Genomic DNA, 15418 nt, shown 5'->3' with positions numbered 1-15418 from the left:
AAAATCAAAGCCTGAAAGTGGCGCGCAAGGAGACGAATGAAGCATCCTCGCCGCCGGCCTCCTTGATGGCAGCGCCCACGTCGTAGTACTTGAGGTCGAGGTCCAGCGTCAGGTTGGGCGTGGCCAGCCAGCGGCTGTTGGCACGATAGATGGTGCCCACATGGCGGCCGGTGCCGCGGGTGTTGGCCAGCATGCTCATGCCGGGCATGTACACGCCGTCTTCTTCGCGCTGCTTCCAGACCTCGAGCACGCCCTGCTCGAAGCGAACCGTAGGCCAGGGCGAGAAGCCGAAGGTAGGCCCGACCACGATGACGTTGCTCAAGGTAGTCAGGCTGGCTTCGCCGTAGACCCCGTTACGTGGAAACAGCGGGTCGAAGGTACCGACCTTGCCGTCGCCTGGGTCGCTGTCGCCGCTGGCAGCATCGATGCGCATGCCCAGGCGGGGCTGCCAAGGGTGGGCGAAGGTGTAGCCGCTGTCGCTCGACACCGCCCAGGCGCGGATCGACGCACCGCCCAGGTGGCCCCCCTGCCCGGCCAGGTTCCAGCTCCAGTCCAGGGCCTGGTAGCGGCCGAACAGGCGCGTGCCGTAGGTGTAGCGCTGCTCGTCGCCAGCCTCGCCGGCCAGGCTGCGCTGGTCGGTTTCCAGGCCGAAGGCGAACAGGTCCAAGTTCCAGATGGCCGTCAACGGCAAGGTGCCGTACAGGCCATAGAACTTCACGGCGTTATTGCTGCCGTCATCCCAGCTGTCCTCACCGGTTTTCAGCGGCCTCACGGCAAAGGCATCGAGCTTGCGCCCGTCCTTGAGGTTGAGGCTGGCACGCACGCCATCGAAGCTGAGGCGGATGTTCGGCACGTCGCGGTAGGTAACGAACACCTGGTCGCCGAAGGCCATCTCCTGGCGGCCCACACGTGTGGTGTAGCGGCCATCGGCGAAGTCATGGTTGAAGTCGACGAACGCCTGGCGTAGTTCATTGCGCCCTTCATCGTTGGGTGAGTACAGGTCCTTGCCGAAGGCGCGGGTGTTTTCCACCTGCACGAAGGTGCGCAAAGCATCATCGAACAAGTGCAGGTCAGCGTGTACCTGCAGCCGTTGCAGCAGATAGGAGTCGTCCTTCAGCCCGCGCAGGCCGAAGAACGGCCGGTTCATTGCATCGGCGCGATAACGCGCCTCGGCACCCAGCTGCAGCCAGGCCGACTCGGACAAACGGTGGTAGCGCAACCCATCGAACGGGTCGTCGACCTTGGCGGGGTCATCCAGAAAGCGATAGTCCTCGATCCAGCGCGGTGCCCCCGGCCGGCCAGGCCGGCTGTCTTCAAGCGGGCTGGCCGCGTACGCACACTGGCACAGCGATAGCAGTACAACGGGCATCAACGCCCGGTTCAACGGCCTCGTCATCAGAATTTCCCTTTACTTGTTTTTATAAAATTGGATAACTCTGTTAACGATTATTTTTGTTAATCATATTGCCGTCAATAGTCAACTGATGCCCGCAAGGGGCAAGCGCCATTAAACGTTCGCTGATCGAACGCTAATGAGCCAAACGGCTGCGAATCAGCCTGATTCACCGCTAGTATCTATCCTGCGCAGCGTCTGTTATGAACCTGCGCGACACGACTCACCTATTAAAACAACAAGAGCACCTTCATGAACTGCCTCAAACCCCTAGCCGCTCTCGGCTTGCTCATGCTAGGCGCCAGCCAGGCCATGGCTGCGCCAACCGTTAAACAACCGAACATTTTGCTTGTAGTCGCCGACGACCTGGGCTTTTCCGACCTGTCGGCGCTGGGCAGCGAAATCCGCACCCCGAACCTGGACAAGCTGCTGGCCGACGGCCGCCTGATGCTGGACTTCCACGCGGCGCCCAGCTGCTCCCCCACCCGGGCGATGCTGATGTCGGGCAATGACCCGCATATCTCCGGGCTGGGCATGATGGCCGAAGCACGCAAGCGCCTGCCCGCAGGTTCGGAGGTGCGCGCCGGCTATGAAGGCGTGCTCGGTGGCAATGTCGCCACCTTGGCCGAACTGCTGCACGACGCCGGCTACCGCACCTACATTTCCGGAAAATGGCACTTGGGCATGCAGCCCGCGCAACAACCGCAGAACCGCGGGTTCGACCAGGCCTACGTGCTGCTGGAAGGCGGCGCCGCGCACTTCAAGCAGGCCAACATGGACCTGCAATCGAACTACAGCGCAACGTTCCAGCACAACGGCAAGCCTGTCGAGCTACCCGACGACTTCTACTCCACCACCTGGTTCACCGACCGGCTTATCAGCGCCATCGACGAGGGCAAGGCCAGCGGCAAACCGTTCTTCGCCTTCGCCGCCTACACCGCGCCGCACTGGCCCCTGCAGGCACCAGACGCCTACCTTGCGCAATACCGCGGCCGCTACGACCAAGGCTACGAGGCCATTGCCCGTGAACGCCTGGAACGACAGCGCAAGGCCGGCCTGGTACCGGCAGACTACCCCCTGCAGCCGCAACTGGAGGGTGTGCCGGCCTGGGCCTCGCTGAGTGAACAGCAGAAGCAGCAGTCGGCCCGCACCATGGAGGTTTATGCGGCCATGGTAACGGCGCTGGATGCCGAAGTCGGGCGCCTGGTCGATCACCTGCGCAAAAGCGGTGAGCTGGACAACACCCTGATCCTGTTCATGTCCGACAATGGGCCGGAGAACGCGACCCGGGTCGACCCGAACTGGATCAAACAGCACTTCGACAACAGCCTGGACAACTACGGTCGCCGCGATTCGTTCTTGATGATCGGCTCGGCCTGGGCCCAGGTCAGCGCCCTGCCCAGCCGCCGCTACAAGATGACCACTTACCAGGGCGGCATCCGCGTGCCTGCGTTCGTGTATTACCCGGCAACCATCAAACCCGGGCGCAGCGAACAGCTGGCCAGTGTCCGGGATATCATGCCGACCTTGCTACAACTGGCCGGTGCGCCGATGCCAGGCATCAAGTACCGCGACCGCGATATCGTGCCGCCACAGGGCACCTCTGCGCTGAACTACCTGCAAGGCAACGACACGCGCATCCACGCCGAGGACGAAGCCCTGGGCTGGGAAATCAACGGCAGCGCCTCGCTGCGCAAGGGCCCGATGAAGCTATTGTGGGACGCCACCGACGGCCAGCCGGCCTGGCACCTGTATGACCTGCACAACGACCCCGGCGAACACCACGACATCGCCGCCGCACACCCTGAGCAGGTAACGCAGATGCTGCGGGACTGGAAGGCCTATGCCCAGCGCAGCAACATCGTCATCGACGCCGATGGCCGCCCTGCCAGCCCTGCCATACAGGCCCGCCAGGCCGTGGCCGGCAAGCAATGATCGCCCGGGTAGCCGGCTGCGCCCTGGTCGCCGCCGGCCTGCTCGTCGCCGGTTACAGTGCCTGGCCCGAGGCCCCGGCACCGGTGTTGCTGTGCGACGGCTACAGCGGCTTGCCAGCCGCACGGCAAGGTGCCTGGCGTGACGGCATGGTGCGCCTGCCGGGCGGCGGGTTCAGCTTTGGCTCGGACCGCTACTACGACGAGGAAGGCCCGGCCCATGCGGCGAAGGTGTCGGCTTTCTGGATCGATGTGCACCCGGTCACCAACGCGCAGTTCGCCCGCTTCGTGGCCGCCACCGGCTACCTCACCCATGCCGAACGGGGCATCAGCACCGAGGACGACCCCACCCTCCCCGAGCACCTGCGGGTGCCCGGGGCAATGGTGTTCCAGCAAGGCCCGGATGTACCCAGCCCTGGCTGGCAGTTCGTGGCCGGGGCAAATTGGCGCCACCCGCTGGGCCCGGACAGCAGCGTGATAGCGCAGGACAACCACCCGGTGGTGCAGGTGGCGCTGGAGGATGCGCAGGCCTATGCCCGCTGGGCCGGGCGCAAGCTGCCCACCGAGGCCCAACTGGAATACGCCATGCGCGGCGGCCTGCAGGATGCCGACTTCAGCTGGGGCACGACGGAACTGCCCAAGGGCAAGCTCATGGCCAATACCTGGCAGGGCCAGTTCCCATACCACAACGCGGCTGCCGATGGCTTTACCGGCACCTCGCCGGTAGGCTGCTTCCCGGCCAACCGCTTTGGTTTGTTCGATGCCGGCGGCAATGTCTGGGAGCTGACCCGCACCGGTTACCGGCCCGGCCATGCCGCGCAAGACAACGCCAAAGCGGATCCGCCCGGCCCCAGCCTGGCGCAAAGCCTGGACCCTGCCGAACCGGGCGTGAAGGTGGCGGTGATCAAGGGTGGCTCGCACCTGTGCTCGGCGGACCGCTGCATGCGCTACCGGCCGTCGGCGCGGCAGCCACAGCCGGTGTTCATCGCCACTTCACACGTGGGCTTCAGGACGGTTCGCTGATGTACGGCAAAGGTGCTGCGGCCGCCTCGACGGCCGCCACCTGCCGGTCGAAATCGGGTAGCAGGTAGTTGAAGAAGAACCCCACGCTTTGCTGCTTTTCCAGCCGCTGCGGCGCATCCAGCGGCAGTGCCTGGATGCAGCGCGCGGTGCGCGCCCAGGCGTAGGCTTGCAAGGCGGTGGCGCACAATTGCAGGAAGCCGCCCGCGGCACGGTATGCATACTCGGGGTCGTCTGACGCGGCACGCATGACCTTGGCAAGAACGTCCTCCAGCGTGTCGCACACCCTGCGCAGCGCATCGCCCTCCTCGCGCAGTGCCTCCAGAAGCAGCGCGAAGCCTTCGCCACCATCGCCCAGCACCTTGCGCAGCAACAGGTCATTGGCCTGCACTTCGTTGGTGCCTTCGTAGATCATGGCGATGCGGCTGTCGCGCAGGGTCTGTTCGATGCCGAACTCGCCTGTGTAGCCATACCCGCCAAACACCTGCAGGGCCTTGCTGGCCAGGCTGAAACCGTAGTCGGTGAAGGCCGCCTTGACGATCGGCGTCAGCAGGGCCGCCAGCTTAGACGCCTTGGTCCGCTGTGCCGGGTCGGCTGCTGCGGCGGCCACATCCAGCCAGTGCGCCGTCCAGTAGCCCAGCGCGCGCATGCCTTCGCTACGCACCCGCAGCTCCAGCAGCACCTGGCGCATGGCAGGGTGCAGGGCGATCGGGTCGGCATCCCCTAGCGCATGCCCCACCGCACGCATCTGCCGACGCTCCAGGGCATAGTCCCGGGCGCATTGCCAGGCCGCCTCGGCATGCGCCAGCCCTTGCAGGCCGACATGCAGGCGGGCCGCATTCATCATCACGAACATGGCCGCCAGGCCGCCGTGCGCCTGCCCGACCAGCCAGCCGCTGGCGCCCTCGAAGCGCAGCGTGCAGGTAGCGCTGGCGCGGATGCCCAGCTTGTGTTCCAGGCCATCGCAGTGCACGGCATTGCGTTGGCCATCCTCCAGCCATTTCGGCACCAGCAGCAGCGACAAGCCGCGGCTGCCTGCCGGCGCACCCGGCAGGCGGGCCAGCACCAGGTGCAGGATATCGTGGGTGAGGTCGTGGTCGCCGCCGGAGATGAACAGCTTGTTGCCGGTGACGGCATAACGGCCTTCGCCCACAGCTTCGGCGCGGCAGCGCAGCAAGCCAAGGTCGCTGCCGGCCTGGGGCTCGGTGAGGCACATGGTGGGCAAGGTTGCGCCACTGACGATCCCCGGCAGGTACCGCGCCTGCAGCTCGGCAGAGGCATGGGCCTTCAGGCACAGGTACGCGCCATGAGCGATGCCGGTATACATGGCCCAGCCATGGTTGCTGGCAAACAGCATCTCCTGCATGGCAGCGTCCAGCAGCACAGGCAAACCCTGGCCACCCAGCGCCGGATCACAGGCCAGCGCAGGCCAGCCACCCTCGACATAAGCCCGATAGGCCGCCGGGAAACCCTGCGGCGTGCGCACGTTGCCATGCTCCAGCGTACAACCCTGGCGGTCACCCGTTGTGTTCAGCGGCACCAGTACCTGCTCGCTGAAACGGGCAGCCTGTTCCAGCACCTGCATGGCCAGATCAAGGTCGACCTCGGCATAGGCCGGCATTGCCTGCCAGGCGCGGTCGGCCCGCAGCCAGTGTTGCAGTACGAATTGCATGTCCGCCAAAGGTGCCTTCCAGGCCATGGGATACCTCGTGTTCAGCCAATGAAATGGGGGTTTTCGAGCAGCAGTGCCATGCCTTGGCCGCCGCCGATGCAGGCTGCGGCAACCCCGTAGCGCAGGTTGTCCTGACGCAGTTGCCGGGCCAGGGTGTGCACCAGCCGCAGGCCGGTGGCGGCCAGCGGGTGGCCGAGGGCAATGGCCCCACCGTGGACATTGAGCTTGTTGACATCCAGCTGTAGCGACTGGACCACGGCCAGCACTTGCGCGGCCTGGGCTTCGTTGATTTCGAAACGGTCGATCTGCTCCAGGCGCAGACCGCTGCGCGCCAGCAGCAGCGCGATCGCCGGCGCTGGCCCGATACCCATGGTCTGCGGTGGCACACCAACTGCCGTGACCATCCGCAAGCGGGCCAACGGTGGCCGCGTGCAGGTGGACAAGCGCGCCACCAGCGCCGCCGCAGCGCCATCGACCACTGCGCAGCTGTTGCCGGCGGTTTGCACGCCCCGGGTGTGAACGGCACGCAGCCGGGCCAGCGCCACGGCGTCGGTAGGCCGCGGATGGCTGTCGCGGCTGACCTCGCTCACCCCCCGCGGCAGTTCGATGCCACGTGGCAGGCAGCCTTCGGCGTCAAAGGTCTCAGCCGTGATGCGGACAACTTCCTCATCGAACCAGCCCGCGTGCTGCGCCTGCAGGGCACGCTGATGGCTGCGCAGAGCCCAGGCATCCACTGCAGTGCGGTCCAGGCCATGCTCACGCGCCAGGGTGTCCGCAGTGCCGATCATGTCCACACCGGCAGCGGGGTCGTGCAGCGCCTCCCAGAGAAAGTCCTTGAAGCCCACTGGCGCCCCCAGGCGAAAGCCACCGCGGTGCTCGTAGGCCGCGATCGGGTTGCGCGACATCGACTCGGTACCCACGCACAGCACCTGTTGCGCACCACTGCGCAGCTGCTCGCCGGCCTGGCGCAGCAGTTCCAGCCCGGTACCGCAGATGCGCTGTACCGCCAATGCGGGCGTGGCCTGCGGCACACCGCAGTACAGCCCGACATGGCGCGGCAGGAAGTAGGCATCGAAACTGGCGTGGGCCATGCTGCCGGCCAGCACGCTGTCCACGGCCTGCGGATCAAGGCCGGCGCGCACCAGCACGGCCCGGCCTGCCTTGATGCCCAGGTCGATGGGCGACACACCTGCCAGCGCCCCGCCCAGGTCGACCCAAGGCGTGCGTGCCATTTCGACGATGGCCACATCGTCGAACGCGGTGCATAACCCGCCGCTGCTCATGGCCGAGCCTGCGCGTGCAGCTGGGTGGGGTGTTCGCCGCAGTACAGCGCCTCTACCTGCGCGGCACGACGCTGCAATACCGCGCGCTGGTTGATCGAGCCCTTGTCGGTGATTTCGCCTGCGTCGATCGAGGGCGGCTCGTCCAGCAGCGCCAGCCATTCGATGCGGCTGGCGTTGCCCTGGGCATCGCGGTTCAGCCGCGCCAGCCAGTCAGCGAACCAGCTGCGCACCGCAGTGCTGCCCAGTACCTCGGCATCGCTGGCATCGGCCGCCAACCCGGCGAGCTGGCGGCATTCGGGCAGGCGCGCAAATACCAGCACGCCCAGGCACTCCCGGTCCGGCGCCGTTACCACGATGTCCTGCACATAGGGCGAACCTTCCAGCACCGCACGGTTACGCAAGGGGCCGACGCTGACAAACACCCCGGACGACAACTTGAAGTCCTCGGCGATACGGCCATCGAACATCAGGCCCTGTTCCGGTTGCTGCAGGTCGGCCAGTCTCAGCGCATCGCCCGAGCAGTAGAAGCCCTCCTCGTCGAATGCCTCGGCGCTCTGCTGCGGGGAGCGCCAGTACCCCGGCATGATGTGCGGCCCGCGAAAACGCGCCTCCAGCTTGCCCGCCTGCGGCACCAGCTTCACTTCGCAACCCGGTGCCGGCAACCCCACATAGCCCGCCATCGACAGCGGCCCGGTGGTGAAGGTGCAGGACGGCGCGGCTTCGGTCATGCCCAGGCCAGCCATCATGCGGATACGTTCGCCGCAGTGTTGCTCGGCGATGCGGTCCAGGCGGTCCCACACGCTTTGCGAAAGGCCTGCGGCAGCGAAGAAGAACAGCTTGATACGGGCAAAGAACACCTCGCGCAACTGGGCGTCCTGCTCCAGCGCCTTGGCCAGCTCTTCCCAGCCCTTGGGCACGGTAAGGTAGGCCGTAGGCGAGATTTCGCGCAGGTTGCGCAACGTTTCGCCGAAGCCTTGCGGGGTGGGTTTGCCGGCGTCCAGGTAGAAGCTGCCGCCGTTGTACAACACGATGCCGAGGTTGTGGCTGCCGCCGAAGGTGTGGTTCCAGGGCAGCCAGTCGACCAGCACCGGCGGCTCTTCGGCAAATACCGGAAAGGTCTGCAGCAGCATCTGCTGGTTGGCGCAGAGCATGCGCTGGGTGGTGATCACCGCCTTGGGCAGCTTGGTGGAGCCAGAGGTGAAGAGGAACTTGGCGATGGTGTCGGGCCCGGTAGCGGCAAACGCGGCGTCGGCGGGCGCCAGGTCGCAGGGTTGCAACAGACTGGCAAAATCGATGTGCTGACGGCCCTGGGCCTGGCCACGCACACTGACCACCGCTACCGACGGATCAAGCACGGCATCGAACGCGCGCTGGAACGGCTGCGCGTCGGTGGCGAATACCAGCCCCGGGGTCAACACCTCGCAGACATGCCGCAGTTTGGCAAAGTCCTGCGACAGCAGCGCATAGGCCGGCGACACCGGGCAATAAGGAATGCCGGCATACATGGCGCCCAGGGCGATCTGCAGGTGCTCGATGTCATTCCCGGAAAACAGCGCCAGCGGCCGCTCGGCGCTCAGGCCGAAACCCAGCAGGTTGGCGGCAATGGTGCGCACCTGGCCGAGCATTTGCGCGTAGGTGATCGCGCGCCAGCTGCCGTCAGGTTCGCGCGCCGCAATAAAGGTGATATCGGAGCGCGTGTGCGCCCAGTGCAGCAGCCGGTCGAGCAGGCGCGCCGGCAGCGGCGCCAAAGGTTCGACGGGGTGCATGCGCACAATGCCGTCAGCCTGGCTGACCTGCACCTGGGGATGGCCGATGGACACCTGCCGGTAGCGCGGAGGTTGGCCAGGGTCGGTCGACCGTGAGCGGGCTTCGGTATTCACGCAGGTTGCTCCTTGTTCTTGTTGTACATCCTGCCGCCGCCCGGCGCTGCCGGTGGCGGCCAATCGCGTGTTGCTCAGATGGGGTAATGGCGCGGGCCGTTCTGCAGGGTGACCCAGCGCAACTGGGTGAACTGGTCGATCGCCGTACGGCTGCCGAAGCTGCCGTAGCCACTCGCCTTGACCCCGCCAAACGGCATCTGCGCCTCGTCGTGCACGGTCGGGCCATTGATATGACAGATGCCCGACTCCACCCGTTGCGCCAGGGCCAGCGCGCGGCTGGTGTCACGGCTGAAAATGGCCGACGACAGGCCGAACTCGGAGTCGTTGGCCAAGTGCAGCAAAGCCTCGTCACCTTCGGCGCGCAGCACCACGGCCACCGGGCCGAAGGACTCTTCGCGATACAGGCGCATGCTGGCGTCGACATTGTCGAGCAGGGTCGGCTGCAGGATGCTGCCCTGCAACTGGCCGCCGCACACCAGGCGCGCGCCTTTGGCCACGGCATCGTCGATCAGCGCCTTGATGCGCTCGCCAGCCGCACTGCTGACCAGCGAACCGAGCACTGAAGTGCTGGCCTGCGGGTCACCGGCGCGCAGCCCGGCAACCTTCGCCGCCAGCTTGTCGACGAAGGCATCGGCAACACGGCTATCCACCACCAGCCGCTCGGTGGACATGCAGATCTGCCCCTGATTGAAGTAGGCGCCGAAGGCGGCGGCTTCAACGGTGGCATCCAGGTCGGCGTCGTCGAGCACCAGCAGCGGTGCTTTGCCACCGAGCTCCAGCAAGGCGGGTTTGAGGTGCCGTGCAGCCAGCTCGCCGACGATCCGCCCGACCTGGGTAGAGCCGGTGAAGTTGACGCGGCGCACGGCCGGGTTGGCAATCAGTCGCTCGACGATGGCCGGGGCATCATCCGGGGCATTGCTGATCACGTTGACCACGCCATCGCCCAGGCCGGCATCGTGCAGCACCTGGCCGATCAGCCGATGCACCGCAGGGCTCAGCTCCGAGGCCTTCAGCACCACGGTGTTACCGCAGGCCAGCGGCATGGCGATCGCACGGGTGGCGAGGATGACCGGGGCATTCCACGGGGCGATGCCGAGCACCACACCGCAGGGCGCACGCAGGGCCATGGCGAAGCTGCCGGGTACATCCGAAGGAATGACCTCGCCGGTGATCTGTGTGGTCATCGCTGCGGCTTCGCGCAGCATGTTGGCGGCCAGCTTCACGTTGAAGCCGTACCAGTTGGCCATGGCCCCGGTTTCGCCGGCCGCCGCAATAAACTCGTCGGCCCGCGCCTGCAACAGGTCGGCCCCCGCCAGCAAGCGCCTGCGCCGCTCGCCGGGCGCCAGGGCAGCCCAGGCCGGGAAGGCCGCGCTGGCAGCGGCAACCGCTGCATCGGCATCGGCCAAGGTGGCCGCGGCCACCTGCGAGACCACCTCGCCGGTGACCGGGTTACGGCGTTCGAAGGTTCGTCCATCGCTGGCGGGGCACGACCGCCCGCCGATCAGCAAAGGCACCTGCAACATGCTTATTCCTCTTGTTGTACTTATCGGGAATATCCGCGGGCTGTGCCGGGTAACGGCCCAGCCCGCCTGAACTCAGCGCTTGTAGGCCTGCAGGCCGGGCTTGATGCTTTTGTCGTCGAGGAACTGCTTCATGCCCTGCTCGCGCCCGCCTTCGGTGTCCAGCAAGCGGGACTGGTCGAGCTTGGCGTACAGGTAGTCTTCGTTCTGCTCCCAGGTCAGTTCGCGGCAACGCTTGAAACCATTCTTGGCTGCACGCAGCACCACCGGGTTCTTTTCCAGCAGGTTCAGCGCCAGTTCGCGGGTGGTGTCACGCAGTTGCGCCAGCGGCACGCTGTCGTTCACCAGGCCCATCTCGGCAGCCTTGGGGCCGCCGAAAGTCTTGCCGGTCATGATGTAGTACAGCGACTGGCGGTGGCCAACGGTATCGGCCATCGCCTTGCTCACCAGGTTGCCCGGCGGGATGCCCCAGTTGATTTCCGACAGGCCGAAAGTGGCTTCGTCGGCGCAAATGGCCAGGTCACAGGCCACCAGCGGGCTGAAGCCACCGCCGAAGCACCAGCCGTTGACCATGGCGATGGTGGGTTTGGCATACATGCGCAGCAGCTTCCATTGCCACTGCGAGGCCTCGCGGCGGATTTTTTCCTGGAGGATTTCCGGCCCGGCGTCCACCTCGCGGAAGTACTCCTTCAGGTCCATGCCTGCGGTCCACGACTCACCAGCGCCGGTCAGCACCAGCACGCCGGCGTCGGCGTCCTGCTCGAGGGTTTCCAGCACGTCGACCATTTCCCGGTTCAGCGTGGGGCTCATGGCGTTGCGCTTTTCCGGGCGGTTGAGGGTTACCCAGGCAATGCCCGATTCCAGTTCGACCTTGACGGTAGCCCAGCGGCCTTCGTATTTGCTCATGGTTCTGCACTCTTGTTGTTCGAGGTGGTGACATCAAGCTAAGCGAGCAGATTAGTTATGTCAATTAACCATTATGAAATTTATCTTTCTCCGAGGCGCGTGCTGAAGGGCATTTTCCCGTGCCCTCCCCTAGCCGGCAGGCGACAAGGCAGGCAAACTGGGTAACTTTCTTACCCATGAACGAGGAGCATGCACCCCGATGGCAAGGTCTGCCCGCACTACCGACACCGCCGCCACGCCCGCTACGCCGGCGGAGGCGGTGCTTGAAGACTTGCTCGGTTACGCCCTGCGCCGCGCGCAGTTGAAGCTGTTCCAGCACCTTATCGGCCGGCTTTCGGCCCATGACCTGCGCCCGGCGCAGTTCTCGGCGCTGGCGGTGATCGAGCAGAACCCAGGGCTGATGCAGGCCGACCTGGCCCGCGCGCTGGCGATCGAGCCGCCCCAGGTGGTGCCGCTGTTGAACAAGCTGGAAGAACGCGCCTTGGCCGTACGCGTGCGGTGCAAGCCGGACAAACGTTCGTACGGGATTTTTCTAAGCAAGGCAGGCGAAGCGTTGCTCAAGGAGCTCAAGCAGATCGCCAGCGACAGCGACCGCGAGGCGACTGCGGCGCTGGATGATGAGGAACGGGGGCAGCTGTTGCGGTTGTTGACGAAGATTTACCAGGAGTGAGGCGTTGGCCGAATGCCAGTCAGTCAAGGATGATGGGGCTGCTGCGCAGCCCATCGCCGGCAAGCCAGCTCCCACCCCGACCGCATCGAATTCAAGCCATGCGCCGTACTTGTGGGAGCGGGTTCACCCGCGAACACCGGCGCAGCCGGTGCCATGTACCACGGTGTACGGCTCGCAACGGATCCACCAAGCCGCCACCGGCCTCGGTCACCGCGCTCCTGGGCAGAAATTCAACTGGCCCAGCAAGACTGGCGAATGACGCTGCAGAAATTGCCGGGCCGGAATGCCGGGTCCTTGTCGGCGATCACATCCGCTTTCACATTGCCGAACGTGGTCTGCGGCTTATGACGAATACCGTTGTAGAACGCCTGGATGATCGCCTCCTTGAACTGCTCGCCACGCGGATGCGCCTGCACCACCGCATCCCGCGCGACGACACCCAGCCCTTCATGGTGCAACCCCAGCACATCGGTCTCCACCCCGGCGGTCACCAGCGCAATCAACGGATGCATATGCTCCGCAATGCCCGGCGTGGTATGCAACGCGATCGCTGTCCACACGCGCTCGACATCGCGCTCGTCCACGCCATGGCGCTGAAGGAAGTCGCGCGCCACATTCGCACCATCCACTTCAAAGCGGCAACAATCGCTGCTGTGCTGATGGGTCAGGCCCATGTCATGGAACATGCAGCCTGCGTACAGCAGTTCGCTGTCGTAGCGCAGCCCCAGCCGCTGCCCGGCAAGGGCGGCGAAATAGAACACCCGGCTGGAGTGGTGGAACAGCAATGGGGAAGCCGTGTCACGGACGAGTTCGGTAATTTCCCGGGCCATGGCGCTGTCGGGCAGCTGGATACCGGCGATGGATGAGGACATGTTCGCTCCTGGTGGGTTGATGACAGGCTCAGTCTGAGGTTGAACACCAATGTCCTCAATTGACTTTAAGCGCCGGATCCTGCCATTGTCGATGGATTACGGACTTGCAGCGAAACGCCCGGAGTAATCATGCCCCCTATCACCATCGCCATCCTGGCCATGCCCGGCGTGCAACTGCTGGACGCCTGCGGCCCGCTCGACGTCTTCGCCGAGGCCAACCGCCAGGCCGGCCGCGATGTCTATCGCCTGCTGTTGCTGGCTTGCGAACCGGGGCCGCTGGTGAGCTCGTCCGGGACGCGCCTGGTCGCCGACGGCTGGATCGGCGAAGACCTGCAGGCCATCGACACACTACTGGTTGCCGGCACGCCGCAAGCTGCCGACCAATACTTGCGCCCCGGCATTCTCGACTGGCTGCGCCACCGCGCAAGCGCTTGCCGCCGCTACGGCTCGGTGTGCACGGGGGCATTTGCCCTGGCGGCTGCGGGGTTGCTGGACGACAGGCGCGTCACTACCCACTGGGCCGTAGCCCAGCCGCTGGCCGAGCGCTACCCGCGAGTGCAGGTGGATGCCGATGCCATCCAGGTGCATGACGGCAAACTGCGTACTGCTGCCGGGGTGACCGCCGGGCTGGACCTGGCACTGGCCTTGGTCGAAGAGGACCTTGGGCGGGACATTGCCAAGCAGGTGGCTGGGCACCTGGTGATGTACTTCAAGCGGCCGGGCGGGCAGTTGCAGTTCAGCCGACAAGGCGCGACCTCACCGGTTGGGCGTTCGGCGTTGCAGGGCCTGCAGCGTTACGTGGCTGCCAACCCGGCGCTGGACCATGGGGTGGCCAGCCTGGCTGCGCGGGTCGGGCTGAGCCCAAGGCATTTTGCGCGGGTGTTTCAGAGCGACGTGGGCATGACGCCGGCGGCCTGGGTGGAGCTGGCACGGGTGAATGCGGCGCGGATACGGCTGGAGGCTGGGCGGGAGGCGCCCAAGCAGGTGGCGGCGTTGTGCGGGTTTGCCAATGCGGATACGTTGCGGCGGGCATTTGTGAAACACATGGGGGTGACGCCGGCGGAATATCGCAAGCGTAATGGTGGTGCCGCTGGATAGCAGTGGATGGCCCGCGAAGGAATAACGGGCCATGGGAGGCTGCCGTCAATTGAGCAACCAGGGCCGCTTTGCGGCCCATCGCCGGCAAGCCAGGCTCCCACAAGTGCGGCGCATGGCTTGAAAGGGATGCGGTCTGGGTGGGAGCTGGCTTGCCGGCGATGGGCTGCGCAGCAGCCCCATTAGCCTTGACTGACTGGCATCCGGCCATGGGATACAGTCTACTTAGCCACAAACCTCTCAATCTATCTGTGCGGGGAACCCCATGAGCCTGATCCCGGGTCTGACTGGCAAAGCCAGTGTGCTGGTGTGCGGCGCAAGCCGTGGCATAGGCCTGGCGCTGTGCGAAGCATTGCTGGCGCGAGACGACGTGGGCCGGCTGTGGGCAGTGGCCCGGCATGCCCGCACCGCCCCCGCACTCGTGGCACTGGCCAGCGAACATGGCGAGCGGCTGGCGCTGATAGATTGCAACGCACTGGACGAAGCGGCACTTGCGAGGCTTGCCACCGAAACAGGCACCACCTGCCCGCACCTTCACCTGGTCGTCAGCACCCTCGGCATACTGCATCAGGACGGCGCCAAGGCTGAAAAGTCGCTGGCGCAACTGGAGCTATCCGGCCTGCAGGCCAGCTTTGCCACCAACGCATTCGCGCCGATCCTGCTGCTCAAACACCTGCTGCCGTTGCTACGCAAACAGCCCGCCACGTTTGTGGCGCTTTCGGCCAGAGTGGGTTCGATCAGCGACAATCGTCTGGGTGGCTGGTACAGCTACCGCGCAAGCAAGGCAGCGCTCAACCAGCTCCTGCACACGGCGAGTATCGAATTGAAGCGCTTGAACCCTGCAGCCACGGTGCTGGCGTTGCATCCGGGCACTACCGATACCGAGCTGTCCAAGCCCTTTCAAGCCAACGTGCCGGAAGGAAAGCTGTTTGAGCCAGCGTTTGCTGCACAATGTGTGATCGAGCAGGTGGGGCGGTTTGGGCCGGCGGACAGTGGCAGCTTCCGGGGCTGGGATGGCGAGCGTATCGCCTGGTGAATGCGCTCGCGCCGGGTGCACTGTTGCAGCCCGGCCGAGGCAGTGCGTTCGATCGCGGGGCCAACTCAACGAGGGCGGCCGCCCTGATGGCCGCCAAAGCCAACGCCACCGCCACCGCCGTGGCCACCACCATGACCACC

The 15418-nt window shown here is 65.6% G+C and carries 12 protein-coding genes; 5 read left to right on the top strand and 7 right to left on the bottom strand.

The features are described from left to right. Positions 1-4 precede the first annotated feature (4 nt). On the bottom strand, positions 5-1396 hold the full coding sequence (locus tag AC5O5I_RS10525; protein ID WP_494512539.1) for an alginate export family protein: 1392 nt from the start codon (positions 1394-1396) through the stop codon (positions 5-7). 249 nt (positions 1397-1645) lie between these two features. On the opposite strand from AC5O5I_RS10525, the gene AC5O5I_RS10520 reads away from it, so the two are divergent. Together AC5O5I_RS10520 and AC5O5I_RS10515 are read left to right on the top strand one after the other, a co-directional pair. Then, on the top strand, positions 1646-3328 hold the full coding sequence (locus tag AC5O5I_RS10520) for an arylsulfatase (RefSeq protein WP_172222080.1): 1683 nt from the start codon (positions 1646-1648) through the stop codon (positions 3326-3328). Then, positions 3325-4347 carry a formylglycine-generating enzyme family protein gene (locus AC5O5I_RS10515; RefSeq protein ID WP_172287285.1) on the top strand — a complete coding sequence of 341 codons (1023 nt, stop codon included), beginning with the start codon at positions 3325-3327 and terminating at the stop codon, positions 4345-4347. The genes AC5O5I_RS10520 and AC5O5I_RS10515 overlap by 4 nt, the downstream gene beginning before the upstream one ends. Here AC5O5I_RS10515 and AC5O5I_RS10510 read toward each other — a convergent pair. The 5 genes from AC5O5I_RS10510 to AC5O5I_RS10490 all read right to left on the bottom strand — a co-directional run bounded on the left by AC5O5I_RS10510 (position 4331) and on the right by AC5O5I_RS10490 (position 11605). Further along, positions 4331-6043 carry an acyl-CoA dehydrogenase gene (locus AC5O5I_RS10510; protein ID WP_494512538.1) on the bottom strand — a complete coding sequence of 571 codons (1713 nt, stop codon included), beginning with the start codon at positions 6041-6043 and terminating at the stop codon, positions 4331-4333. The two genes, AC5O5I_RS10515 and AC5O5I_RS10510, sit on opposite strands and share 17 nt — an antisense overlap. 14 nt (positions 6044-6057) lie before the next feature. Beyond that, positions 6058-7299: a thiolase family protein gene (locus AC5O5I_RS10505; protein ID WP_494512537.1), complete on the bottom strand. Its 1242-nt coding sequence runs from the start codon at positions 7297-7299 to the stop codon at positions 6058-6060. Then, positions 7296-9179, bottom strand: a complete 1884-nt coding sequence (locus AC5O5I_RS10500; RefSeq protein ID WP_172231082.1) for a feruloyl-CoA synthase — start codon at positions 9177-9179, stop codon at positions 7296-7298. The genes AC5O5I_RS10505 and AC5O5I_RS10500 overlap by 4 nt, the downstream gene beginning before the upstream one ends. A gap of 74 nt (positions 9180-9253) precedes the next feature. Then, positions 9254-10702, bottom strand: a complete 1449-nt coding sequence (locus tag AC5O5I_RS10495; RefSeq protein ID WP_172231085.1) for an aldehyde dehydrogenase — start codon at positions 10700-10702, stop codon at positions 9254-9256. A 72-nt stretch (positions 10703-10774) separates the two neighbouring features. Beyond that, positions 10775-11605 (bottom strand): p-hydroxycinnamoyl CoA hydratase/lyase, encoded by an 831-nt coding sequence (locus AC5O5I_RS10490; protein WP_172231088.1) that lies wholly within the window; start codon positions 11603-11605, stop codon positions 10775-10777. Between the two features lie 199 nt (positions 11606-11804). Here AC5O5I_RS10490 and AC5O5I_RS10485 point away from each other — a divergent pair, with 199 nt between their 5' ends. Further along, on the top strand, positions 11805-12275 hold the full coding sequence (locus AC5O5I_RS10485; RefSeq protein WP_172231091.1) for a MarR family winged helix-turn-helix transcriptional regulator: 471 nt from the start codon (positions 11805-11807) through the stop codon (positions 12273-12275). Between the two features lie 230 nt (positions 12276-12505). On the opposite strand, the gene AC5O5I_RS10480 is transcribed toward AC5O5I_RS10485, so the two are convergent. Beyond that, positions 12506-13147, bottom strand: a complete 642-nt coding sequence (locus tag AC5O5I_RS10480; RefSeq protein WP_172287485.1) for an HD domain-containing protein — start codon at positions 13145-13147, stop codon at positions 12506-12508. A gap of 129 nt (positions 13148-13276) precedes the next feature. Here AC5O5I_RS10480 and AC5O5I_RS10475 point away from each other — a divergent pair, with 129 nt between their 5' ends. Together AC5O5I_RS10475 and AC5O5I_RS10470 are read left to right on the top strand one after the other, a co-directional pair. Next, a complete protein-coding gene (locus tag AC5O5I_RS10475; protein WP_172231620.1) occupies positions 13277-14245 on the top strand; it encodes a GlxA family transcriptional regulator in 969 nt (322 codons plus the stop codon). A 262-nt stretch (positions 14246-14507) separates the two neighbouring features. Further along, positions 14508-15278 (top strand): SDR family NAD(P)-dependent oxidoreductase, encoded by a 771-nt coding sequence (locus AC5O5I_RS10470; RefSeq protein ID WP_172231623.1) that lies wholly within the window; start codon positions 14508-14510, stop codon positions 15276-15278. Positions 15279-15418 lie beyond the last annotated feature (140 nt).

It is taken from the genome of Pseudomonas sp. 9_2_1, assembly GCF_059295275.1.
Note: the sequence above shows the minus strand (reverse complement) of the source record. Positions and strands in the feature narration are given on the sequence as shown.

Coding starts and splice junctions, on each gene's coding strand:
- AC5O5I_RS10505 (WP_494512537.1), bottom strand. CDS start 7,299: ATGAGCAGCGGCGGGTTATGCACCGCGTTCGACGATGTGGCCATCGTC.
- AC5O5I_RS10515 (WP_172287285.1), top strand. CDS start 3,325: ATGATCGCCCGGGTAGCCGGCTGCGCCCTGGTCGCCGCCGGCCTGCTC.
- AC5O5I_RS10490 (WP_172231088.1), bottom strand. CDS start 11,605: ATGAGCAAATACGAAGGCCGCTGGGCTACCGTCAAGGTCGAACTGGAA.
- AC5O5I_RS10470 (WP_172231623.1), top strand. CDS start 14,508: ATGAGCCTGATCCCGGGTCTGACTGGCAAAGCCAGTGTGCTGGTGTGC.
- AC5O5I_RS10485 (WP_172231091.1), top strand. CDS start 11,805: ATGGCAAGGTCTGCCCGCACTACCGACACCGCCGCCACGCCCGCTACG.
- AC5O5I_RS10475 (WP_172231620.1), top strand. CDS start 13,277: ATGCCCCCTATCACCATCGCCATCCTGGCCATGCCCGGCGTGCAACTG.
- AC5O5I_RS10520 (WP_172222080.1), top strand. CDS start 1,646: ATGAACTGCCTCAAACCCCTAGCCGCTCTCGGCTTGCTCATGCTAGGC.
- AC5O5I_RS10495 (WP_172231085.1), bottom strand. CDS start 10,702: ATGTTGCAGGTGCCTTTGCTGATCGGCGGGCGGTCGTGCCCCGCCAGC.
- AC5O5I_RS10510 (WP_494512538.1), bottom strand. CDS start 6,043: ATGGCCTGGAAGGCACCTTTGGCGGACATGCAATTCGTACTGCAACAC.
- AC5O5I_RS10480 (WP_172287485.1), bottom strand. CDS start 13,147: ATGTCCTCATCCATCGCCGGTATCCAGCTGCCCGACAGCGCCATGGCC.
- AC5O5I_RS10525 (WP_494512539.1), bottom strand. CDS start 1,396: ATGACGAGGCCGTTGAACCGGGCGTTGATGCCCGTTGTACTGCTATCG.